Raw genomic sequence first — 24,492 nt, forward strand, 5'->3', positions numbered from 1 at the left:
TGCTAAATAACATACAGGGGCGATGAATCTGCATGTTTCGAAGCGGGCTTTTTAAAAATAGCGAGCCCTTAGATCGCGCAGGGGCTCGAGTATAACTCATGGACTCCCGCCTTCGCGGTCAAGAGTCGGATGATTCGGTTAAAACCATTTCCTAACCCAAAAGCGCTGTCCCCAGTACAACAGCAAGGGAAAGATGCCCCACCATAGAAAGTGTTCAAGCGGCCCACCGGCTTCGCCGCCATACGGGACAACGAAGAATGGAATGGTGATAGCCCACAACAACGACACAGCATATTCAATGCGGTTTTTGGTGCTCAACGCGCTAAACCAAGCGCTTAGATTGTTCATGAGTTGCCCTTATTGTTTGCAAATACGCTCAAAGCTAATCTTCCTCATGGAGCGATAAGCCTCTTAACAATGCGCCGACAATCACTACCACGGCAAGCGCGACGCACGCCCACATAAACGGATCAACATAGCCAATAATGATGGTGCAGCCGATCAGGAAAAGTCCAAGCATGCTGAATTGCCAACCAATGTGGTAGCCATCCAGCATGGTGGACAATCCTAAAATCAATAAAATGACCAAGTCTGCGCTGAGGCCCTGCAGTTGCCCGGATTTATTCAATAAAGCCGCGGCACCGACCGCAATAATCGTATGAAACCAATGCATGCCCTGGGCTTTGAGAATATCGCCAAAATCCAAGTCTTTATGCGTGGTTTGCAGCCAGGACACAAAAACTGATACCAAACCAAACACGAATACCATCAACAGCCAGTAGCCGTAACCATCATCGGGTGAAAAATCAGTGATGAAAATTCCGCCAAGCGACAACAGGATGAGCACTACAAATACGCTGCCTTCGATTCCAAAGTGGCGTCTTTTTGGACTTCCATCGTCATACATTTGTTTGATTCCTAAGTGGGTTTAAGCCAATGGTTGTTTTAATGGGATGAGTGCGGAATCCTGAGTAGACAATCGCTTAAAAAAGCTCGGAATTCATCAAAAAGTGCGCGGCCACGCTGCCTAAATACCCCAGGGCAATTACCGGCGTCCATTTTAGATGAGTCATGAAGGTGTAAATGCCCTTGGCTTGGCCCATCAGCGCCACGCCCGCTGCCGAGCCGACCGATAACAAGCTGCCACCAACACCCGCCGTCAACGTTACCAGCAGCCATTGGCCTTCCGACATCTCAGGACGCATGGCTAAAATTGCAAACATTACCGGAATGTTGTCGATCAATGCCGAGATCAGGCCAACTAGGACATTGGCTGGTGTTGCGCCGAGTTCGCCATACAGAAACTCGGATAAATGGCGTAAATAGCCGAGAAAATTCATACCACCCACGCATAACACCACGCCGTAAAAAAACAGCAAGGTGTCCCATTCCATGCGCGCTAAATGATGAAAGACGTCGAAGCGCATACTATCCTCGCCGTCGGCAGTGGGGTTTTCCTCGCCGGACATCGGATCCAAGCCCAACTCCGGTTCGTCGCTGTGAGTAATATGCAGAAAATAGCCGAAAAATTGCAGATAGGTCAGGCCAGCCATCATGCCCACTGCTGCCGGCATATGCAGGCTATTCTGAAAGCCGACTGCCGTGAGAACGGTGAGCAGAAACAACGCTACGATACGCTTGGCGCCGCGACGCGTGACAACCTGGGCATGAAGAGGCGCCGGCAGGGTTTTCGGAATGGCAAAATGCATGATGGCAGCGGGAATCAAGAAGTTAAGCACCGAAGGCACAAACAACTTGAAGAACGCCCAGAAATCGATGATACCTTTTTGCCAGACCATCAAAGTGGTGATGTCGCCGAACGGGCAAAACGCACCGCCGGCATTGGCGGCTACCACCGTGTTGACGCAGGCAATACCGACAAATTTGGGATTGTCCTTGCCAACCGCCATGACGACCGCGCACATCAGCATCGCGGTCGTCATGTTGTTGGACACCGAGGAGATGAAAAACGCCAAGACTCCGGTCACCCAAAACAGTTGGCGATAACTCAAACCTTTGTTAACCAGCCAGGCCCGCAAGCTATCAAAAACCCGTCTTTCTTCCATGGCATTGATGTAAGCAATCGAGACGATCAGGAATAGCAACAATTCACCATAATCCAACACATCGTGCCGAATCGCCGTTTCCGCGACCGGAGACATGCCTTGGTCTTTATAAACTAGGGCAATCGCCACCCAAATCAGAGCCGCAGCCAACATCATCGGTTTGGATTTGCGTAATTCCAAGACTTCTTCCAGCACTACCAGCAGATAAGCGATCGCAAACAGGCCGACACATAGATAACCTACCCAATGTCCGCTCAAGTCCAGGGATTGAGATAAGCTCTCCGCCAGCAATTTGGGCGACGATAACAATAGTCCGGCACCCGTTAAACAACCGAGCAAAATCTTGTTTAATTCTTTCATACGGTCTTCTATTTCAGTTACGCAGCGATTGTCTTCTGAGCCACTGGTTATTCTCGGGTATCAATATTCCGTATTGATGTCACAAAAGCAAACCCTGTTGCTATAGCTGCGGGATAGGTCGAAATGCTCATGCCTTCTTTCTAGGGGAAAGCGGTTTTTTAGGCAGCGCGTTAATCGGCAGCATAGCCGCCTCGTCATCCTTGATTTTCATCTCTTGGACAAGGACATTCAGATTCTTGGCCAGAGACTTGAGAACATTTTCCGGTAAGTCAAATAAGGCATGTTGCAGTATGCCCTGAGGCGGCGTTGGCACTTGGTTTAGTAATTCAATACCCTCCTGTGTCAAAGTCACCGTGACGACCCGCTGGTCCTCACTCACGCGTTCTCGCAGGATCAAACCTTTCTTGGCGAGTTTATCGAGCATATTGCTGGCGGTGGAATGATGAATCGACATCGCTTTAGCCAACTCAGTGACTTTCAATCCAGGCGTTTTTGACAATTCCCAAAGTGCCCACAGTTGCGCGCTGGTGACACCGCAATGCGTTTCGACCCATTGGGAATGTTGTTGGACAGCCTTAAAAATCAGGCGAAACTGTTTCAATACCTCATAAGGCCATTGTTTGGAGTCGTCGGTTTTCCGAGTTTGCAGTGCGGTTTTGTCCATTGCGTTACGATTTATCTTCGGCAAAATTGCCATTAAAAGACATCATTATCCACCAAAGCGTTAATGTGGTCAGGTTGATTCCAGGAGTTTGTGCGTAGTTTGTGGTTACCTGCTAAAACACAATTCATGGAGAAAACAAGGATTCCTAAGTTTGTCTTTATATGTTTACACAAACATTGTTTGCATCAACATTATGCGGTTATTATAATGCCCTCGGCAAGTCTAAGAGCCGATCAACCGTTGTGAAAAGGCTTGATGTGGTTTCAAAAATTTAACCTGAGTTGATCTGTGTCACTTAGCTTGCCAACTAACTTTTTGAGTTGACGCGAAACAGAAAGACAAATGCTGTTTCGCGCTTGCTCAAGTCCCCATGGTTTCCGTAGCAATACTTACAAAGCAGCATAGAATCCGAAACTAGAATGTTTTCAAAAAATCACATGAGACGGCTTATCTACTGGATTTGCCTTGCCTCCCTATTGTCGCTGGCATCCTGTTGCGCTCGACATGATGCGGTCCCTATCGATCAATCTTCGTCGACGACTGCCTAGAGCTCGATAAATTATGCCGATGTCCGGAATGTCACTGTGGCCGCAGGGATAAGCTGAGTAGGGATTGCCTAAAATCGTGGTCTCAACTGCGAGGCCGCAAATGACTAGGAATAACGTATGAAATCGAAATATGGTCACCGGGTATCCGTTAAGAGACAGAAATCCAATCGAATCTATCTCCCCCGCGAAGCGAACGCCTGCGCCTCCGTCGTGATACCGGCTTTGAACGAAGCCAAACGCATTCGGGAAGTGGTCGCTTACGCGCTGGCCGATCCGGCAACGGCCGAAGTGATTGTCGTCGACGATAGCTCCATAGACAACACAGCGATATTGGCGCAACAGGCAGGCGCCCAGGTTCTGACCAGCAGTATGCTAGGCAAAGGCGCGTCGATGCGTGACGGTGCGGCGGCAGCCGCTCATGATCTGGTCGTTTACCTGGACGGTGATCTGAGGAATTTGCGTCCGGGTATTGTCACCAGCCTTTGTTTGCCGCTGCTCAATGAAAGCGCGGACTTTGTCAAAGCCCGCTTCGGTCGTGGCGGTGGCCGGGTGACGGAACTCACCGCCAAACCGATGCTAAAGGTCTTTTTTCCCGAACTAGCTTATCTATCCCAACCGCTGGGCGGCATCATCGCTGCGCGCAAATGCCTGCTGCAAACGCTAAGCTTCGAAGATGGTTATGGCGTGGATGCCGGTTTATTGCTTGACGCGCATTTGGCCGGTGCCCATCTGGCAGAAGTCGATATCGGTTCGTTAGAACATGATAGCCAGCCGCTGCAAGACTTATCGCTGATGGCCAATGAAGTCAGCCGCGTCATTTTTAACCGCGCCAAACTGGCGGGACGTCTGCACGTTGAACAGGTGATAGCCATGTATGAGAGCCAACGCCAAGTCGCGGCTAGCATTGACTATGTACTGACCTTGCGCAAGGGTCGGCGCTCCCTGGTCTTGCTGGACATGGACGGCACCATAACGCCCTCGCGCTTTGCGCTGGAACTGGCGCGCAATACCGGAAATGAAACGGCACTGATGCAATTGCTGGATACGCGCCACGACGATGCCATAACCCGTAGCGAGCGGATAGCCGAGTTGTTTCGCTTTGTTCACAAGCAGCAATTCGAACAGGTGGCTCGTACAATGGAAATTCGTCCTGGCGTCATCGAATTCGTCAAGCAGGCAAGGCGAGCCGGTTTCATGGTCGGCATAGTCAGCGACAGCTATTTTGTTGCTGCCGATATCATCAGACGCCGCATATTTGCTGATTTTGCCTTGGCTCATACCTTGACCTTCGAGGGAAGCGTCTGCAATGGGCAACTTCAAATCAATCCGGCTTTCTTGCCTGACGAAAGTGATGCAGTGACTTCCATTTGTAAAAGCAATGTTTTGCGTTGCTTCTTGACTGATAAAACACTGCCCCCTGTCGAACTGATCTGGGCGGTCGGCGATAACCTTAATGACCTGGAAATGTTGCGGCTAGCGGACAATGCCTTCGTCATCGATCCGAAGTTGCCCAAACTGCTTGAGGAGCCCGGTATCACACTGATCACTGAGTTCAATGATTTAGTGGAATTGTTAGTCTACGAGGCGTCGGAAAGTATGGAATCCTAATGGTAGCCGAGTTTAGTTGTTTTTAATGGTGTACCTAATATCGCGATTACTCAGCTAGTCCGAACGTCACCAAACCCTTGGTGTTTTTATGAGCCACATGCTTTATGTTGATGTGCTATTTCTTGTCAGTTTGCTATGTATCTTCGGTTGCGAACAGCACAATCCGCAGCCAGTAGCTCAATCTAGTCAATCAAAACGCCTTGCTGACAGTAACAAGCAAACGCACGTACATTGCCCTAAGTCGCATCCCTATACAATCAGCTCCGATAATTCAACCCGAAGTATCCGCGGACATGATTTTGAAACGGACCCGCATAGATTGTCTTGCTCAGACATTTATTATCGCAATCAGGGGCGAGTGGCTCGACACCCTAATACTCTAAAATAGGCGACAAAATATCCTCTTGCGATGTTGTTCTGTCCCCTGGCAACACCATTCACAATAAGCTGTAGAAGACGATAGTCTCCGCAATACACATGATTAGGATAGGTGATTTTTTGCGGCAATATGTTCATGCAAACATTGTTTGCTTCAACATTGAGTCATCACTAAAATGCTAACGGCCTGATCGATTTCTGCTGCTCCTCAATGCATTTAAAAAGACCAGGATTATCTAAAACCCGAGCCGCAACCTAATTCACGGCCATTGGAAATTACTTACTGTGTCGTGAGCCCGATAAACGTAAATTCCCCCACCTGAACCGGAGAAGGTTGTTGAAATGTGACTTATCAGAACACCAGCCGGCGTCAGCGGCGGAGCTTAACCGGCAGCGGAACCGTTTGATACCCCAAGCAATCGTTCTCGGCTTACTGACCGGCGGAACTTCGGTAGCATTTCATTTTGCGATGAATAGCGCCGAAGCATTTCGACATAAATTTTTAGACTTTTCCCATCAGAACAGCCACCTTGGCATGGGCATGGTTCTGGGGTTAGCGCTAGTCACCGTGAGTATCTCAGCCGGAATGGTCAGGCAATTTGCACCCGAGTCAAGCGGCAGCGGCATTCCCCATATTAAGGGGGTATTGATTGGGCACCGGCACTTCCGTTGGGTACGGGTGCTGCTTACCAAGTTCTTCAGTATGGTCATTGGCAGCGTTGGCGGCCTAGTCGTTGGCCGGGCCGGTCCCTGTGTGCACATGGGCAGTTCTATAGGGCAAGGGTTAGCCGATAGTTGGCCTAAAGATGGTAAGCACTATCATACGATTTTGATCGCTGCCGGCGGCGGTGCCGGCCTCACAGCGGCATTCAATGCTCCGCTTTCCGGCTTGACCTTTGTACTGGAGGAACTTGAAAGGCGCTGCTCGTCGCTTGAATTCATTACCGCCGCCATTGCCTGTCTGACCGCCGATATGGTTTGCCGCGTAGCGCTTGGGCAACAATCAGTCTTCCATTTCGCCCATGTCGCTGCTGCGCCGCTTAGTCAGCTCATTGCCTTCGTAGCTTTGGGCTTGTTATCAGCCCTGTTGGCTGGCTTGTTTACCCATACTTTATTGTGGGGACAGCGCTTGATCACCCTGGGACCTTGGTCAAGATCGATCTGGTGGCTAATCTTGGCTGGCGGGTTGACTGCCACAGCTTGGTATGCACCGCAGTTATTGGGCGGTGGGCATGATTTCGTGAATGATATTCTCGTCGGTCAAGAACTCACATTGCAGACCATCGGACTGTTATTTATCAGCCGATTCGTGTTGACTATTGGCAGTTCCTGCTCAGGCGCGGCCGGGGGAATTTTTATGCCGATCCTAGTGCTGGGTGCGCTGTTGGGGTGGGGTGTCGGTGTGTCCACCCAACTGGCTTTCCCCGCATTAGATGTAGACCCCAGATTATTTGCCGTAGTCGGTATGGCGGCGTATTTTAGTGGCGTGGTGCAAGCGCCCTTGACCGGCATTGTGTTAATCATCGAGATGACCGGTGATTACGCGTTGATTTTGCCGCTATTCACCGCCTGTTTTACCGCATTGCTAATCGCGAATTGGTTGGGGTGCCCGCCCGTTTATGAAGCGTTGTTGGAAAACGATTTGCGAAAAGAACGGATTCAGTGAATGGTTCATTGAAAACGCTTGATACTCCCCACATTGCCAACCCGCCCCATCAGGAGACAGTTATGGAATCTTACCGAATAGCGCTATTTGTCATTGCTTTGGTGGCGGCTTTCGCGCCTTTGCTCGCCAGATTACCCACTCGCCTGCGTATGCCGGTGGTGGTGGTGGAAATGCTTTTGGGAATGCTGATTGGCCCGCATATTTTCAATTGGGTATCCCCTGACGGTTTAGTGGGCATGTTGGGCGAGCTAGGCCTGACGTTTTTGCTGTTCATGGTGGGCATGGAAATTAATCTCGGCGAAATTCACGGCAAACCCTTAGCGCTGGCGATTGGTGGCTGGTTTCTGTCGTTTACGGTAGCCATGGTGTGCATGTTTTTTGTGCATGCCATCGGCCTGATTCAGGCGCCGCCCTTATTGGCTGCCATCGCCTTGTCGACCACTGCGCTGGGAATATTGGCGCCGATCCTGCGCGACGAGGGCATTTTGAATTCGGACTTTGGCAAGCTGCTTCTCTCGGCTGCGGCGATGGGAGAATTCGGCCCGCTCATGGTTGTCTCCTTACTGATCATCCCGACCCATAGTACCTTTTTGCATACTGTGTTCATCGTGGCCTTCGTGGGGATTACCTTTGTGATTGCGGATACGGCTATCAATGCGCGATCCTCCGCTTTAATCAATCTCCTGGCTCAAACCATGCAAAGCAGTGGCCAATTGCCGGTGAGAATCTGCATTGCGCTCCAAGCGTTATTAGTGGTTTTGGCCGGCGAGTTCGGGCTGAATGTGGTGATCGGAGCCTTCGCGGCCGGCATGGTGGTCAGCCTTGCCAGCCAAGGCGACCATGGCGTGATTCTGCGTCAGAAATTGGATGCCATCGGTTATGGCTTTTTAATCCCCATCTTCTTCATCGTCTCCGGGATGAAATTTGATGTCAGTGCGCTTTGGGCGAATCCGTTGGTTCCCGTGCAGATTATCTGTTTATTGGGCCTGCTGATCCTGATTCGTGGCGCTCCGATACTGCTTTACCATCAAGTTTTATCAAAAAAAGACAGGCTGCCTTTTGCCCTTTATTCCGCCACTGGCCTGCCCATGATTGTCATCATCACTGAAATTGGGGTCTCGTCCGGCTTGATGTCTCCGGATCGCGCCGCGGTTCTGGTCAGTGCTGCGATGATTTCCGTTATGCTGTTTCCTCTCCTCGCGGAAAGGATAAGAGTGCACTCGTAGGGTGGTATGCAAACACCATCGATAAACCGACCCGTTTTCAAGCTCATTCCGTTACCGCTATATTTAAATTAACGCCGGAAATAATCTCGTGCTCAGCCTGATTTTCTGATTTAGCGGTAACGGTTTGCGTGGGCCGTTTCAGGTTTCGGCCTAAGGTGGCTTTTTGCATGGCTTCGATCACTGTGGGATTGGGCGAGAAATAGTCCGGCGTGTTCCATCGACTCCATTTGGACTTGATCGTGTTGAAATCATCCGTAGCAATATCGGCAACATTGCTATTCTGCTCTGCGGTGTTGTACATGCCCCAATTATTGCGGCCCAACACCTTATACGACCAGGTAGTCCAATGGCTGCCGGACTCTGTAAATTGCTGAAGGCCGTAATTCCAGGATTCGGCATTGCCGAACAACGTGAACTCTCCTATAAAATGCGGTACGTTATATTCCGCACCCCATTTTTTCGCGTCCTGAATCCACCCGTCCACGGCATTCTTCATCACCATGAAGTCTTCATTGTTTTGCCATTGGTAGTAGTGCAGAGAATAGACGACGTTCTCCCAGTTTTTTTCTTGAGGATTCGGCAGGGTATTCCACCACCAGATGGCTTCCATAATGATGATATGGTCGGGATCAATCGCCCGGATAGCGTGATACAGGCGATCATATAGATTGACCACCTCAGACCCCATCCCGCCGGGAAAGGTTTCCGAGGGTTCATTTAGCAGGTCATAACCGGCTACACCCGCATTGTCTTTAAAGCGCATGGCAAGGGTTTCCCAAAATTCCACCAGTTGATTCTGATAGAGCGGAGTGGAATAAAGCAGCGTGCCGTTTTGCCGGCCTGAGTGATGGGCTCCGTTTTGTGAACCCGGCGCACCATGCAGATCAAGGATGGTGTACAGCCCATATTCCCGAGCTTTGTTGACGGTCCACTCAATCCTGGATAAATCAATGGCGCCGGTATCGTCCAGTCGCCAGTTGCCTCCGTCATCCATATGGTTTAGCGCATAGATGGGCAATCGGATACAGTTGAGACCGGCGGCGGCGATGTTCTTAAAATCGGTTTCGGTGATCCATGAATCCCAGTAAGCGTGGTAGAGCTCCCAGACGGCATCCTTACCAAAACGCTTGTTAAGAATATTTCGCGCGTCCCATTCATTTGACGCGCCGGCTAATGGCGACATCCAGGGTTCATGCCCCCGCCAGCCGCCCAGGTTGGTGCCGTAAAGATGAACCTCTTTTCCCCTACCATCATTGTCTTTGATGGTTACGCCATCCACTTTTAGAAAGTCCGCAGCGGAACGACCTACAGGCGACCATAGCAGCAGCGTGCAGAGTAAGACAGAAATTTTCGGTAAGAGTGGGAGAAAAACAAGGTTCAGTTTCATAATCATCACTATAGCTTGGTGGGCTCCGTGCCTTGGATTTTAACATCGAACAAACGTCCGTTTATTCTCTAGCTTACGGTCAACGCGTGGGCAACATAATCCGCATCATTCTCGATGTAACTCCAGATTTTACAGGCTATTCAGTCAATGCCGGGTGATCTAATGATTATATTTCCGTCAACCAATAGAACTGATAACCCTGCAATACCATCCGCCTATCATATTGCGCCGGCTTGCCGCCGCTGTACAAATCGACGAATTGCCCAAAAGGATCGATGCCCCGACTCCTGAGCAGATATAAATCAAGATATTGCGGGTTGGCGTCGAAATTGGCGACGACCAAAACGCGTTCCGATGGCCGGTCGTGATTGAAACGAATGAAGCACAGCAAATGCGGGTTATCGACCTCGACCAGTTCCCGGTTGTTGAAGTCGGCGAACGCCGAGGTTTCCTTGCGGATTGCTATCATCTTTTTCATGGCATTAAACAAGCTATATTCAGTGGTGCCCAGTTTTTTTCGCAATTCCGCTCGGTCCCAGTTGATTTTTGGGCGATGTATCCAACGGTTGTCGTCGCTTTTGCCGGGGTCGTCGCGGTAGCCATAATCGTTAACGACGCCGAGCGCATCGCCGTTGTAAAGTAAGGGAATACCGCCAAAAGACAATATCAGGCTATGCAATAACAGAATCTTTTTGATCGCGGTATCGATCAAGCCCTGGTCATTCATTTCCTGACCCGCCTCCAGTCCCGCCAGGGACGCCAGCGAGCCACTGATACGGGCATCTCCGGTGGTTTCGTTACGCATGAACACCATCCCTCTGGCTGGCGACGCCTCGAACTGGCCGCTGAAATAATTGACTAGAAACTGCCGGTGCGCATAGGGATCGTATCCTGCGGCCCGGATGTCGTTGTCGTCAAAGCCAAAGCCTATATCATCGTGGCAGCGCACATAATTCAGCCAAGTGGCTCGTTCCAGTTTCGCCGGCAGGTTTTTGACGCCTTGATAAAGCAATTTGGTATTTTGCGTGGCTATGGCATCCCATAGTAAGGCCATCAAGGTAGCGTTGTAGGCGATTTCGCATTCCTTGGCGATGATCGCGTCCTCGCCGAAATATTTGATGACTTCGAGCGGCGTGACGATGGCTTCGGCGATGAATAGCACGCCCGGCGCGGTGACCTGACAGCAATCCTTCATCAGTTGCAGAATCAGATGGGCATTGCGTTCGTTCTGGCAGGAAGAACCGATTTTCTTCCACAGGAAGGCGACGGCATCCAGCCGCAGGATGTCCACCCCCTGATTCGCCCAGAACAGGATGATATCCAGCATTTCGATGAAGACTTCTGGATTGCTGTAATTTAAATCCCACTGATAATGCTGGAACACCGTCATCACCCATTTCTGCATCTTCTCATTCCAGGTGAAGTTGCCAGGGGCTGATTCCGGGAAAATTTGCGGCATGGTCTGCTCGAACATATCGGGAATTTCCCGATTGTCGAAAACAAAGTAGTAATCCTGATAACGCTTATCGCCCTCGACCGCCTTGGCAGCCCAGTCGTGTTCGTCGGAGGTATGATTCATGACGATGTCCAACACCAGCAGGATATCGCGTTTCCTGAATTCCTCAGCCACCCATCGCAGATCATTCAAATCGCCCAACCTGTCGTCGATTTGCCGAAAATCGCTGACTGCATAGCCGCCGTCACTCTTACCGGTTGGACACATCAGAATCGGCATGATATGCACCAAATTGATGCCAAGTTCCTGAAAGTACGAGATCTTGGTGGCCAGATCAGCCAGATTGTCCGCGAAACCATTGGTATACAGGGCCATGCCCACCCATTTCTGCGACAGAAACCAGTTGTGATCCTGTTCGCGTTCGATGTCGACCCGTTCCAACTCGGCGGATCGATCGATATAGCCCTTGGCCATGGTTTCCACCAGTCGCAGCATTTGTGCCTTGAAATCCTCGCGGTGACCATATAAGTTGAAAAACAGCGAATAAATCGCATAAAAATTAGCACCCAGCCGGGTGTAGAAGTGCCGAAGATCCTGGCGCCGAATCTCCGGCTTCAGATCATCCAGAATGGCGTTCAAGAGCGAGTGGGAAACTTGTTCGTACATGACCGTAACCTGTTCGAGTTAATGTGGCAACATGGCGTAACGAATGCGAAACTGGGATGGGCATTGGCGCCCATTGCGAGCTTAGTAGCCCCGCAGCAATTGTTGCATCATGCCGTTGTCTGCAAGACGCTTGAACTGTAAGGTGCAGAAAACGGCCATACTGCGATCAATCTTCATGGGTCTCCATCATCCAGTACCGGGTTTTCGGAAGATAATGGGCGATGCCTTCGAGTATACCCGCACTGTAATTGCCATTCATGCCCAAAAAGCCGCCTCGCGCCCGATAAAAAGCCGCCTGGTTACTATTTTGCTCAATCAAGATTTGCGCCTGTTCGACCACGGCACGGTCAGCATTGGCGACCAGCACCGACGGTATCCGGCTGACAATCACCGGCAGATCGTTGCCGCTGTCGCCGGCAAATACCGTATCGCCAATATCGAAGCCCTGATGCCGCATCAAAAATTCCACGGCGTGCAGCTTGGTGGCGCGGGCCGGCAGCACATCCAGCAAACCGGTCGCCGAGGCTTCGTCCACGCTGTAAATCAGGCTGGCCGCCAGGTTTTGAGCCTCCAGCCGACTAGCCATTTCCTGGCGCAAAGCCTCAGTATCACACTGCATCGACAGATAATAACTAAGTTTGAAACGGTTTTGTTTGGCCTGTTCCTGCACGCGCAAATCCGGCAAATCGTCAAACAAGGGCCGCAAGTCCTTGGCCATCAGGCCACGCCAGTCGCTGTTGATATTGTCTTCCCAGGCGGTCCAATGCTGCCATTCTGTGGAGCCCGCTCTGTAGATCGTGGTGCCGACGTCGCCGATGACCCAATCCGGTAACGGCAAATCGTATTCGAGCATGGCTTCCTCGACCAGTTCGCGGTGCCTGCCGCTGACATAGGCCAACGTCACCTCGGGGCGCGCAACCAAGCGCCGGAAAATATCGCGCGCACCCGGCGATTCCGGCTGGCTGCCGTTGGGCAAAAGGGTACGATCCAAGTCGGTGCAAATCAGGATACGCGTCTGCATGACACTGGCGCTTTGTCAGAGATTGAAGAAATCATAATGTTCGATGGCCTCCAGTATGCCCCAGGCATTTGACCGCTCGGCGAAATAGACTTGCTCCACCTCAGCTAAATTCGCCAGTTCCTCGCGATGGCGGTTGGCGACTACCACGCCCAGCGTATTGCCTGCCACCATGTCGCAATCGCCGCCGGAGCCGCCCGTCGCCAGGATGCGCTCTAGTGGAATATTCCATTGCCGGGCAACATATCGCAATGCCTGTCCTTTCGAGGCTCGCGCCGGTACGATGTCCAGAAACTGCCCAAATGACAGGGTGGGATTCACCGACAATTCCTTTTGACGCAACAAGGTCAGAATCTCGTCCATCGGCGGCGCACGCTCACTATCGTAATAATAGGAAATCTTGAAGCGGCTTTGTTCTCGCTTGGGTTGCGGTGTCAGGCCGGGCAGACCGCCGAGAACACGGCGCAGCACCTGTGGGGTCCACAGATGATCGATATGATAGCTCCAGGCAATATCGGCAATCAGTTGCGACGTGAAATAGACTTCGGTGCCCAGGCTGGTGATCAAAATATCCGGCTTTGGAATCCGCTTTTGCTTCAAAATCGCCAAAACTGCATCCAATCGGCGTCCGGTAGCGATACCGAACAGACACTTTCGCCGCTTCTCCCTGATCAAGTTGACGAATTGTGCCAATCCCTCGTCATCCCCCAACAGCGTGTTGTCCATCGCCGTAAAAATCGCCTGCCGCCGCAGCCGGCCCACTTTTCCCACCGGCGGCGTTTTCGGCAGACGTTCGAAATGTTGCAACAGCGGCTGCAGTTTTTGTAGATAGGCTTGAGTATGCGCCTCCCAGGAATAATAGCGGGCGACATTCCGTAGTCCGTTGGCGGACAGTGTCCGCCAACGCTCGGGATTGTCTAGTATGCTCAGCAAGGCCTCGGCAATCGCGGTTTTGTCCAGCGGGTCCACTAACAACCCGTTATGGCAGTTGCCGATGATGTCGACCGGGCCACCGTTTTCGGTGGCCACCAGCGGCAGGCCGCTGGCGGCCGCTTCCAGCAGTGTCAGTCCAAACGGTTCGGTCAGGGCTGGATTGATGAAAATCCCCTTGGCTGCCGCCGCCAGACGATAAATCTCCGCGACCTCGTCCGCGCTGTGGTGCTTGGGTAGCGCAACCCGGCCGTACAGATCATAACAATCGATCACCAGCAACAATTCGGTCAACACGCCTTGCGCTCCGTCGTTCATTTCCCGGATGTCGTCGCGGTTGCCGGCGACGATCACCAGGTTAGCCATCGCCTGTAAACGCGGCGATTCGCCGTAGGCTTCCAATAAGGTGACAATGTTTTTGCGTTCGTCGGGTCTGGACAAGGCCAAAATCATCGGCTTATCCGCTTCGTACAAGAATTTATTGAGTGATACGGCAAACGCCGAATCCGCGGTTTTGGCGCTGGGCGGGTGAAATTGCTGGAGGTCCGTGCCGGGCGGAATGACCGCCATCTTCTCCGGGGAGTAGTAATCGTAAAGTTCGTATTGGTCTTCGATTTCGTTGCGGGTACTGGTGATGATCAACTCGGCATTGCTCAGCGTATCTTCTTCCGCATCGATGCGCCGGGAAATGTGGTAACGCTGCTCGATCTCCTCCATTGCTAGACCCAGCGCCAACAGCCTGCGACACTTGTCCCGCCCCAAGGAATGGCCGGTATGAATCAACGGCAAACCTGTCAAATGCGCCAGTCGCACGCCAACATAGCCGGCGTCGGCATAATGGCTGTGCAACACATCCGGCCAGCGCGGCTGACTATGCAGCCAACTCAAAAGATTATCCGCGAAGCTGTCCAGATGATCCCAAAGCTCTTCCTTGCGGATATAGCCTTCCGGACCGGCATCGATACGCACGATCTGCGCGTTTTCCGCCAATGCTTCGACGGCTTCTGCGTAATCGTCGCTGACGTCGCTGTCGACGATGCGCCGGGTAATCAAGTCCACCCGCTCGACCTGTGGCTGTTTTGCCAAGGCTTTGGCTAATTCCACGACATATTTGGTCTGCCCACCGGTATCGGCGTCGCGGCCCAATTCCAGATCATGCCCACGTATCAGGCCGTGGATGCTGATCAAGACGATATGCAGGCGTCCGGTATCTCCGTGTTCTAGCATGGTTCGCTCCGTGGACGACGTTGGTTTGCCCCGTCGACCTAGGTTAATACCGCTAAGAAATAGAGCAATCGACTTATTTCACGTAGCGGTAAAAACCTTTTAATAACATGGGCGCAAACAGGGTGGTCATGGCTATGACAATAATCAGCGCCGCGTAAACTTCGTTGACCATAATACCTGATGTGCGGCCGAGCTCGGCAAAAATCAGGCCGACTTCGCCGCGTGGAACCATGGCAATACCGATAGCCAGGCGCTCAGTCCAAGGTCCGCGCAGCACTAGGGCACCCTGCATTTTACCGAGTATAGCCACAGCCAACAGGCTGGCGGAAAACCACCAAATGAACGGCGAGGCCCAATCGATTTCACGCAGATTCAACGAAAGCCCGACCATCACGAAAAATATCGGCACGAATAATTGGATGATAGGCCGCATCTGAGCTTCGATACGCCCGGTAAAATCCGGATCTTCATGCAACGCCATAGCAAACGGCAGAAAAAATCGCCGTGAAAGCGCTAGTCCCGCGGCAAACCCGCCCAACAATTCCGGGGCGCCCATTTCGTGGGCTAACCAGGCGAAAAACAGCACAAGAGAGACAATCAGCGTGGGGATGAGTCCGTCGGTCTGGCTGATTTTGGCAAATTGCCGGATCAGCAAGGAAATAGCTTTAGCAAACAACGGCGCCAAAACAAAGAACATGGCGATAAAGCCGATGACTTGCAGGGCATTGGCTGTGTTGATTTGTCCGACCTGCGAAAAATCGTACAGTACGGCCAGCAGCACGACGCCGAGTATGTCGTCAATCACCGCCGCGCCCAATACCACCTGTGCTTCCCGGCTGTGCTGACGTTTTAAATCGGTAAGCACGCGGACAGTAATACCGATACTGGTGGCGGTCAGGGTGCCGCCGATAAATAGCGACTCCAGCAAGTTACGATCAAACAGCCAATGGCTGAGACTGAAACCGAACACGAAGGGCCACAGAAAGCCGCTGACCGCGACGAACAAAGCCTGCCAACCGGATTTTGCTAGTTGGCGTATGTCGGTATCCAGCCCGACTTCAAACAACAGCAAAATGATGCCGATTTCCGCCAATAATTTGATGACCTGACTAGGTTCCATCCAACCTAGCAAACTGGGGCCAAGAAGAACACCGGCCAACAGTTCGCCTACGACTGGTGGGCTTTTAAGCCGCGCGAACGATTCGCCAAACAGCCGAGCGGTCAGCAGAATAACCATTAACTGCAAGAAAAACTGATGAACGGCTTGGGCTTCCATGAGCTTAAAATCGTTTAAAGCTGTTGCCGGCTGTCGATCACTTTATCGGCTTCGGTTTCTGGTGACAGCGTTTCTACTGGTTGTAAAGCCTCCTTATCAGGCTCCCGTAACTGCACGGCAAGGTCTGGTGTGGCCACAATGCCGGACGGTTGTGAGTGGGTCAACATCGCTGGCAGCGCCGCTATACCGATCAAGCAGGGCAGTGCTAAAGCTTGGTTAACCCAGCGATACCGGGGCATAAATGGCTCGAAATAGAAGCTGTTATCGCTTTGGGCCAATCTTTCCGGCTGAGAAATTTTCCAGGGCTTAGTATCCAGCCAGGACATCGTTTGGCCGGCCAGCAACATCAGTCCTAAGCCGCTGAGATTGACCAAGGCCGCAGCGGACCATTCGTCGCGCCCAAGGTGGTCCAGCCAGATGCCCCCCGCATACGAGAGCACCATGGAACACAGGTAAATCGGTAAAGATTGTTGACCCATAATGACAACGGCGCGCGGCACCGGACTGTGTAGCCACTGTGATCGCCAATGGCACAAGCGATACATCAGATAAGCCAGCGCGAGTAAATGCAACCAACGCAACACCCCCAAATGACTTTTGTCCAGCCAGGGCGTCAAGTTAGCGCGAAGCTCGCCCCAGAATTTAATCCGGGTATACGTGGACTCATGCTCCAAAGGAATTGAAATCAGGACTAGCCCGAGGCAAACCGCGAACAGCCAGCCGTGTTTTACACTGACCTTGGCCCAGCCGGCGCCGAAGGCGTAACCGGTAAAAAACATCAGTTGCCAGTTATAGGGATTGAAATACCATTTTCGTCCACTCACTGGGTCGGCACTCAGTTCCCATCCGTAGTAATAACTGGCCCAATAGAGGGTGACCGAACACGCTAAAGCCATACCGACATGCAAACGGGATACTAGCCAGAATATAGGCAGCCAAACGATCACTAGTAGATACAGCGGTAGGATGTCGAAATAATTGGGTACATATGCCAAGGTGAACAAGTCATACAGCGCTTGTTGGGTGGCGTCGAAAAAATAGGCAATGTTCAGGCGTTGAATATCATCCATTTCCGGCACCCAGCGATTACCAACTACGCAAACCAAAGCCAGCAGCACAAAAGAAGCCAGATGTGCGCTGTAAATTTGCACGCATCGGTGCAGGACGCGAACCAGTCCCAGCCAGAGTCCGGCGCGTTCAAAGCAGCGGCCGTAGGCCCGCGCGGAGGCAAAGCCGGATGAAAACACGAAAACCTCCGCCGCATCGCTGAGGCCGAATCGAGAAGGGGTATACCAAAACCAGGGGTTATCCGGCATGTGGTTAATAAAAATCACCATCAACGCCAAACCTCTAAAAAAATCCAACGGCAAATTCCTGCTTTGCAGTGACGGGTCCGGCAATCCCATATAGGTCCTTTTATCCAATAACATCGGTTGTGTGAATGACGCATTTCAGCTAAATCTTCCTGATTATAAGAATATTTCAAGTATGCCGTCATTCCAGAGAATGCTGGAGTCCCAAACCGGGAAGTCAATCCAGACTATTGGGATGTGCCTGACACTGGATTTTTTGAAGCTTTCGGATCTAGACAACCCTTGGCGAGGTGATAATTTCTCATTTCAATGACAATACCCGTTTGGTCAGTTCGCAGATCGATAAATGCGCAGTTATCACACCCTGGACGTGGCCTCGCATTCGGACCATTTGGCTTGAATCGCTAATATCTCGGGTAGAACGGCAATAAAGACCTCGATCATCGCTGGTTGAAAATGGCTGCCGCTTTCCGCTTGAATGGTGGCTATTGCTTGCTCGTTAGGCCAAGCTTCTTTGTATGGACGTTTCATCGTCAGCGCGTCGAACACATCGACTAAGGCTGCGATACGCGCCGATTCGGGAATTAACTCGCCAGCCAGTCCATCGGGATAACCACTGCCATCCCAATGCTCATGATGGTGTAAGGCAATCTCCGCTGCCATCTTAAAGACCGGTGCATCGCTTTTGCTAAGGATGTCGTAGCCGATTCTGGGGTGGGTTTTCATGATGATCCATTCACTGGCATCCAATGCGCCGGATTTCTTCAGAATCGCATCCGGGATGCCTATTTTGCCGGTGTCGTGCATCGGGGCCGCCAATTCGATGAGCCGGCATTGTTCTTCTCCCCAGCCTAGGGCACGTGCCAAGGCGCCCGCATAATCCGCCATGCGCCAGATATGCACCCCGGTATCGTTGTCATTGTAATGGCCGGCTTCACCGAGCATGTAGATGGCGTCGCGATGACTTTTTTCCAGATGGATCGCGCGTACCAAGGACAGGTGGGTTTGTACGCGCGCCCTTACTGTCGGTGATGAAACCGGTTTAACGATGTAGTCCACCGCGCCGGCCTCAAAACCAGTGACTTCATCATCGGCATCCGCCAAACTCGTGATAAAGATCACCGGAATGCTTTCGGTAAGCGGATCAGCTTTTAACTGCCGACACACCGTATAACCGTCCATATCCGGCAGTTGAATATCCAATAAAATCAGAGACGGTCGAAATTTACGTGTAGCCGCCAGCGCCTCATGGCCGTTGCGAGCAAACACCAACTTATATTTGCCTGCTAAGATTTGCTCCAGCACCCGCAGATTCTGCGGCTCGTCGTCAATAATTAAGATAGGACCGTTAGGCATGGCAATGCTCACAGAGTAATAGAATGTTCAGCTGCAAGTGTCCTGACTTCAGCTTCCGCAGTTCGAAAATCGTAGTTCTCGATGGCTCGGTTTAACGGTTCAAAGCTAGTAGGTCCGACCGTCTTATCAAGTTCAAGCAGCAGCGGCCTAAATTCCACCATGTCATCGTTTGCCAATATAGCTAGCATCTGCGCAAGGAGTGCTGTCAGTTGTTGCCGGTCTATCGTTTTTGCTTGGGTGTTGTCTACAACGTGTTTGTCGGGGGCATATTCAGCAATCGAATCCAGTGCTTTGTCTAAAGCAGACTTTAAAATTCGCAAGGGTCCAGTCATTTCCGCGCCCCTGACTAGCTGCTGTTCGACTTCTGCCGCTTGTTTGCCAAGTTCTAGTAGGGCCAGGGTGGTCGCAACACCCTTCAGCTTATGAAGAAACGCCCGTGCTTCAGCGGTGTCCGCGAATTTGATAGTGTGTATGCTGTCGGCGTAATCCCGGGCAAACTTACGTAAATATTGTTGGTAAGTACTTACATCCGGGAAAAGTTTTAGGCCGCGTTCGACGTCCAAACTCGGTAGCTCGAGATCTGAAGTATTGGGCTGTATGGCAAGATGGGGTTTATACATCGGCGCAATTTGACGAGTTCCGCCGGTCAACTTGATAATCAAGGCGATGGCGGCATCCACATCAAACGGTTTGGCAATAAAGCCGGTCATGCCTGCTGCTTGTGCCAACTCTTGTTGTTCCATAAACGCGCCGGCGGTCAGTGCCACGATGGGCAGATCGGCCAAGGCCGGCATACGGCGGATGCGCTGGGTGGCTTCGTAACCGTTCATAATCGGCATCTGTACATCCATCAGCACAATATCTATGCCGTTCTCATGCGCTTCCAGCCATTCAAGGGCCTGACGACCGTGATGGGCCAATTCGACATGCGCGCCTTCGCCTTCCAGAATACGTTGTGCCACCTCGCGATTGATGTCGCTGTCATCCACCACCAAGATGCGCAAGCCGGCAAGGCGTTGCTGGGCATGTTTAGGTCTAACAGGCTGGTGAAAAACCCGCCGATATTTCCCCTTACCCACGATGTTCGTGATTTTTTCGAGTTGAAATCGGTCATGACATCGAGTTTCAAGCGTTTTGCCCCGGTTTCAAGGGCTTTTTATTCGCCTGAAGCCGTCTGTGGACGGTTTTCAGGCGAACTTCACCCTAGGCGGGTGCACTCCACGCCGGTTTCGGCGTGAACACCAATAGGTTGAGCATGCGCGTCAGGTTGTAGGCGGCAAAGCAAAACAAGGCCTGACCCGCGACTTTGGCTAAGCCGATGTGACGGGTTTTGCGCAGGCCGCCGACCGTTTTGACCCAGCCAAAGGCTTCTTCGACGATTTTGCGGCGCTTGAGACTTTGGGCGTAACCTTTGCCGCGCGCGGTGCGGCCGTCGACGGCACTGCCAATCTTTTTGCGGGCCACATGGGCTTTGATATCACGGGACTCGAGTCCGTTGACGAACGCCGGTTGGTCATAGCCTTTGTCGGCACCGACGCTGCCACCTTGGGGCACGCGGCGTTTGATCATTTTTTGCGCGGCTTCGATTTCGGCGGTGCCGGTGGCTTGTGTGGTTTCGACATCGACAATCAGGCCGTTGCGATTCTCGGACAAGGCATGGGTGATGTAACGCAGTTTGGCCTCGGTGTATTCGCCTTTCTTGTAAAGCCGGGCTTCGGGATCGGTTGTACTTTGATGGGTGGCGTTGCTGCGCTTTTCGCCACTGAAGTCGATCTCGGGATTGCGGCCGGCGGGTTTATCGGGACCACTACCATCTTTTTTGACGAAGCTTTTGTGCGAGGCCCAGGCTTCAATGAGGCTACCGTCGACGCTGAAGTGTTCGTCGGACACCAGATTTTGCCATTCGGCTATGGCCAGTACCCGCTCAAAAAATTCGCGACTCAGGGCTTCAGACAACAGACGTTCGCGGTTGGCACTGAACACTGTGCGTTCCCACACGGCGTCGTCGATGCCCAGACCGACAAACCAGCGAAACAACAGGTTGTAGTCCAGTTGTTCCATCAACTGACGCTCGCTACGGACCGTATACAGGACTTGTAACAGCAAGGCGCGCAGCAGTTTTTCAGGGGCAATCGAGGGACGGCCTGTGTGCGAGTAACGCTCGGCAAAGACGGCATCCATAGAGGCCAATACGCCATCAACCAGTAGCCGTAAACGACGCAACGGATGCTGTTTGGGAATACGGTCTTCCAGGCTAACATAGCTGAACCAGCTGTTTTGAATGGCATCGTGTCCGCGCATTGAAAGGCTCCAAATTTAGGTAGCCTATTTTAACAGTTGGCCCCTCATCTATGCCTTAGCTTACTTGGCTTTTCGAGTTTTTCACCAGCCTGCTAAGCGGCTCGCCGCCTTGGCGCACCCGTAATGCTCGCGCCACTGTGTTATAAAGTGCCGAAGCGGTGACCGGTTTGGTCAGTAAAGCATCGACGTGGCGCATGTCAGCGTGGGTTTGCAAGGCGTTACTGGTGTGAGCAGTGACCATGATGATAATCGGGTCGTGATGGTCCTTTAGTTCGTTGCGGATTTTATTCGCGACCGTGAAGCCGTCCACGCCTGGGGTTTTGTAGTCCAGCAGCAGAACTTGATTGGGCTCTCGCCCCAGCAAACGGCTTTGGATATGTTTAAGAGCGGCCGATCCCGAACCGACCACAGTTGCGTTCCAGCCCAATCCGGCCACAATATCTGCCAACACTTCGCGGGCAATCGGGTTGCCATGTGCGACCAATACCGGGAGATTCGCCATGTCCGGTGCGGCCAGCCAAGCGTCTTGGCCGCGTTCAAATTGCAAGTTAAACCAAAACTCGCTGCCGCTGCCCGGGATGCTGGTGACCTGCAATTCGCCGCCCATTGCCGCGATCAAACGCCGGCAGATACTCAAGCCCAAGCCGGTGCCGCCAAATCGACGGCTCGTCGAACTGTCGGCTTGGGAAAAAGGCGAAAAAATGTCCTGCTGTATATCCGCCGGAATGCCGATACCGGTGTCGCGCACCGCAAATCTCAAGGTTATCTGCTGGTCGTCTTCGGCAACTACTGCGATAGCTAGTTCTACGTGGCCTTGCTCGGTGAATTTAATCGCATTGCTGGTCAGGTTAATCAACACCTGTTCCAACCGCAGTGCGTCACCGTAAAGTTGCTTGATTTTGCTGGGGGGCTGGGCGATGATCAGCTCCAGTTCTTTTTCGCCGGCGTTGGTGGACATAATGGTCGACAAATTATCCAGAACATCCCGCAGGCGAAACGGTGCGTGTTCGATTTCCAGCTTGTCCGATTCAATTTTGGAAAAGTCCAGAATATCGTTGATGATGCCCAACAGCGAACGTCCGGCCATGCGAATCTTGCTGACCAAATGGTTAGCATCGCCCGGCAATTCGCTTTTTTCCAGCAGATATGCCAAGCCCAGTATGGCGTTCATCGGGGTGCGAATCTCGTGGCTCATGTTGGCCAGGAATGCACTTTTGGCGCGGGTGGCGGCCTCGGCTGCGCCGCGAGCGGTTTCCAGCGATTGTTCGGCTAAGCGGTGCGGGGTGATGTCCGTGTAAGTCAGTAAGGTCCAGCCATTACTGATGGGTTGGCCGCAAATCTCCAGATAAATGCCATTGGCTTGCTGGCGTTCAAAACACACGGTTTCGCGCGCTGCCATCATATCGATGAAGCCGTTTAGGACGTCATCAAAAGTTCGATTCGGATAGTCGCCCCGGTCAAAATTGAAGCGAATGGCATCGGCAAAATACAGAGGTTCTTTTTTGCACAGCTCGGAGGGATAACTTAAAAGTTTGCCAAACAAGCTGTTACGGAAAACGGCTTTATACGACTCGTCGTAGACCACCACACCGAAGGGCAGCACTTCTAATACTTCGTTGAGAAATTTGTTCAGGTCCTGGAGCTTTTGTTCGCGGGCTTTACGTTCGCGGTCATCCACCAAGGTGCTGGTCGAGTACTGGGCCTCGCCTTGAGCATTCCGGATCAAATCGGCGTTAACCAGAAATGGCCGGATACTACCGTCCTTGCAAAAAAATCGAACTCCAGATCACGCACGTGACCGGTACGCATAAACTCCGGAAAGTGACTTTCGAATAGCTTTCGGCTGTCGGGTGTCATGAACTCGGTGATCGGGTGCCCTAAATACTCATCGCTGGTATAGCCCAAAAGATCCAGCTCGGTTTGATTGACCCGTAAAATCGTTCCCTCGGGCGACAACGAGTGGTAACCGCAGGGCGCTTGGTTGTATAGATCGAAAAATTCTTTGGTCCTTGCTTCGACTTTATCTTCGAGTTCTTGCGTGAGTTGCTGTAGTACGTGTTCCGATTGTTTGCGGTCAGTGATGTCGATCACCACGCCGCGATAAAGCAGGAGTTCTCCGTGCTCGTCCAACAGCGGCTGGCCGCGCGACAGCAAATAGTGGGTGTGGCCGTCCAGCTTGGAATGCACTCGCCACTCTAACAGGACGTCGGCTTTTTGTTTGAGTGCTTGGTCCATTGCTTCGTGTGTTGTCGCTCTGTCTTCTTCGGCGATGGTGCTTAGCCAGTTGTCGTAGGAGGCCTGGCAACTATTTTTTTTAAGACCGTAGAGCCGCCATAAGCTCTCGCTCCAAAACACTTCGCCGCTGGGGACGTGCCATTCCCAGATGCCAGCGTCGGCAACACTGAGCGCTTGGTCCAGCCGCTGTGAATAGCTATTGACTTCAAAACTTGACAAACGTTTGACTGCTAGCAGAGAGCGATGCAGTTGCTCGAAGACAATGCTGAACAGTATGCCCATCGAGAAAAATATACACATCGAATAGATGCTGCGAGTTTCTGCAATGTAAAAGGTAAAGCTTGGCGGGATAAACAGAAAATCGGCTAATGCCACCGCTATCAGCGTAGCCAGCAAGCCGCCGACCAGACCACCCACGGCGGCGCTTAAAAATACAGAAGGGTACAGAAAAATCCAGATGGTCGGTTTTAGGATGTCCCACAGATGATATTGGAAGACTGCACCGCAAATCGGAATGACCATCGACAGCAGAATTCTGAGTGTGCGATGTTGGACGAACGGCGGCATGGGATAGCTCCTGATGCTAATGCAAAAGGGGCATCAGCGGTTTGGCTACGTTTATTGTTATTCTCATTTTAACCAGGCGATTCGAATAATTTCTATACGCAGAATAAGGGAAGGGCTTGTTTATTCTTGGCCGGTCGAAGTTTATGTAGCCAGACTAAATTTTAGTGCATCACTGGAATTTTTGAATCGATGCTTAACCCATTCGCCCTGAGTCTGCCGAGGGGGCTCAATTTAAGGGCACGCG

General features: G+C 52.0%; 18 protein-coding genes. 3 read left to right on the forward strand and 15 right to left on the reverse strand.

From position 1 onward, the window contains the following. Nucleotides 1-138 precede the first annotated feature (138 nt). The 4 genes from ACMXD4_RS05275 to ACMXD4_RS05290 form a co-directional block, all read right to left on the reverse strand. Nucleotides 139-348, reverse strand: a complete 210-nt coding sequence (locus tag ACMXD4_RS05275; protein ID WP_192393299.1) for a hypothetical protein — start codon at nt 346-348, stop codon at nt 139-141. Between the two features lie 34 nt (nt 349-382). Continuing rightward, nucleotides 383-907, reverse strand: a complete 525-nt coding sequence (locus tag ACMXD4_RS05280; protein ID WP_415880065.1) for a hypothetical protein — start codon at nt 905-907, stop codon at nt 383-385. A gap of 76 nt (nt 908-983) precedes the next feature. After that, a complete protein-coding gene (nhaD, locus tag ACMXD4_RS05285) occupies nt 984-2,426 on the reverse strand; it encodes a sodium:proton antiporter NhaD (RefSeq protein WP_415880066.1) in 1,443 nt (480 codons plus the stop codon). A 127-nt stretch (nt 2,427-2,553) separates the two neighbouring features. Next, nucleotides 2,554-3,123 carry a MarR family winged helix-turn-helix transcriptional regulator gene (locus ACMXD4_RS05290; RefSeq protein ID WP_415880067.1) on the reverse strand — a complete coding sequence of 190 codons (570 nt, stop codon included), beginning with the start codon at nt 3,121-3,123 and terminating at the stop codon, nt 2,554-2,556. Nucleotides 3,124-3,755: 632 nt separating this feature from the next. Here ACMXD4_RS05290 and ACMXD4_RS05295 point away from each other — a divergent pair. The 3 genes from ACMXD4_RS05295 to ACMXD4_RS05305 all read left to right on the forward strand — a co-directional run bounded on the left by ACMXD4_RS05295 (nt 3,756) and on the right by ACMXD4_RS05305 (nt 8,516). After that, a complete protein-coding gene (locus tag ACMXD4_RS05295; RefSeq protein ID WP_415880068.1) occupies nt 3,756-5,246 on the forward strand; it encodes an HAD-IB family phosphatase in 1,491 nt (496 codons plus the stop codon). Between the two features lie 715 nt (nt 5,247-5,961). After that, a complete protein-coding gene (clcA, locus tag ACMXD4_RS05300; protein WP_415880069.1) occupies nt 5,962-7,290 on the forward strand; it encodes a H(+)/Cl(-) exchange transporter ClcA in 1,329 nt (442 codons plus the stop codon). Nucleotides 7,291-7,352: 62 nt separating this feature from the next. Then, entirely contained in the window at nt 7,353-8,516 is a 1,164-nt protein-coding gene (locus ACMXD4_RS05305) for a cation:proton antiporter (protein ID WP_415880070.1), read from the forward strand. A gap of 43 nt (nt 8,517-8,559) precedes the next feature. On the opposite strand, the gene ACMXD4_RS05310 is transcribed toward ACMXD4_RS05305, so the two are convergent. The 11 genes from ACMXD4_RS05310 to ACMXD4_RS05360 all read right to left on the reverse strand — a co-directional run bounded on the left by ACMXD4_RS05310 (nt 8,560) and on the right by ACMXD4_RS05360 (nt 24,248). Then, nucleotides 8,560-9,903 (reverse strand): glycoside hydrolase family 5 protein, encoded by a 1,344-nt coding sequence (locus tag ACMXD4_RS05310; protein WP_415880071.1) that lies wholly within the window; start codon nt 9,901-9,903, stop codon nt 8,560-8,562. 166 nt (nt 9,904-10,069) lie between these two features. Continuing rightward, the gene (locus tag ACMXD4_RS05315; protein WP_415880072.1) at nt 10,070-12,025 is read right to left on the reverse strand and encodes an alpha-amylase family glycosyl hydrolase; all 1,956 of its coding nucleotides are present in this window, start codon (nt 12,023-12,025) and stop codon (nt 10,070-10,072) included. A 166-nt stretch (nt 12,026-12,191) separates the two neighbouring features. After that, nucleotides 12,192-13,046 (reverse strand): HAD-IIB family hydrolase, encoded by an 855-nt coding sequence (locus ACMXD4_RS05320; RefSeq protein ID WP_415880073.1) that lies wholly within the window; start codon nt 13,044-13,046, stop codon nt 12,192-12,194. 15 nt (nt 13,047-13,061) lie between these two features. After that, a complete protein-coding gene (locus ACMXD4_RS05325; protein ID WP_415880074.1) occupies nt 13,062-15,200 on the reverse strand; it encodes an HAD family hydrolase in 2,139 nt (712 codons plus the stop codon). 73 nt (nt 15,201-15,273) lie between these two features. After that, the gene (locus ACMXD4_RS05330; protein ID WP_415880075.1) at nt 15,274-16,476 is read right to left on the reverse strand and encodes a cation:proton antiporter; all 1,203 of its coding nucleotides are present in this window, start codon (nt 16,474-16,476) and stop codon (nt 15,274-15,276) included. Between the two features lie 14 nt (nt 16,477-16,490). Continuing rightward, nucleotides 16,491-17,906 carry an OpgC family protein gene (locus tag ACMXD4_RS05335; protein ID WP_415880076.1) on the reverse strand — a complete coding sequence of 472 codons (1,416 nt, stop codon included), beginning with the start codon at nt 17,904-17,906 and terminating at the stop codon, nt 16,491-16,493. Nucleotides 17,907-18,146: 240 nt separating this feature from the next. Beyond that, on the reverse strand, nt 18,147-19,145 hold the full coding sequence (locus ACMXD4_RS05340; protein ID WP_171696353.1) for an HD-GYP domain-containing protein: 999 nt from the start codon (nt 19,143-19,145) through the stop codon (nt 18,147-18,149). An 8-nt stretch (nt 19,146-19,153) separates the two neighbouring features. Continuing rightward, nucleotides 19,154-20,224: a response regulator gene (locus tag ACMXD4_RS05345; RefSeq protein ID WP_415880077.1), complete on the reverse strand. Its 1,071-nt coding sequence runs from the start codon at nt 20,222-20,224 to the stop codon at nt 19,154-19,156. 124 nt (nt 20,225-20,348) lie between these two features. Continuing rightward, the gene (locus ACMXD4_RS05350) at nt 20,349-21,446 is read right to left on the reverse strand and encodes an IS5 family transposase (protein WP_415878136.1); all 1,098 of its coding nucleotides are present in this window, start codon (nt 21,444-21,446) and stop codon (nt 20,349-20,351) included. A 55-nt stretch (nt 21,447-21,501) separates the two neighbouring features. Further along, nucleotides 21,502-23,172 carry an ATP-binding protein gene (locus tag ACMXD4_RS05355; RefSeq protein WP_415880078.1) on the reverse strand — a complete coding sequence of 557 codons (1,671 nt, stop codon included), beginning with the start codon at nt 23,170-23,172 and terminating at the stop codon, nt 21,502-21,504. Further along, nucleotides 23,169-24,248 (reverse strand): PAS domain-containing protein, encoded by a 1,080-nt coding sequence (locus ACMXD4_RS05360; protein WP_415880079.1) that lies wholly within the window; start codon nt 24,246-24,248, stop codon nt 23,169-23,171. Before ACMXD4_RS05360 ends, ACMXD4_RS05355 begins: the two co-directional genes overlap by 4 nt. Between the last annotated feature and the right edge of the window lie 244 nt (nt 24,249-24,492).

It is taken from the genome of Methylomonas sp. TEB, assembly GCF_047777895.1.
In the GTDB taxonomy this organism is placed as follows: Bacteria; Pseudomonadota; Gammaproteobacteria; order Methylococcales; family Methylomonadaceae; genus Methylomonas.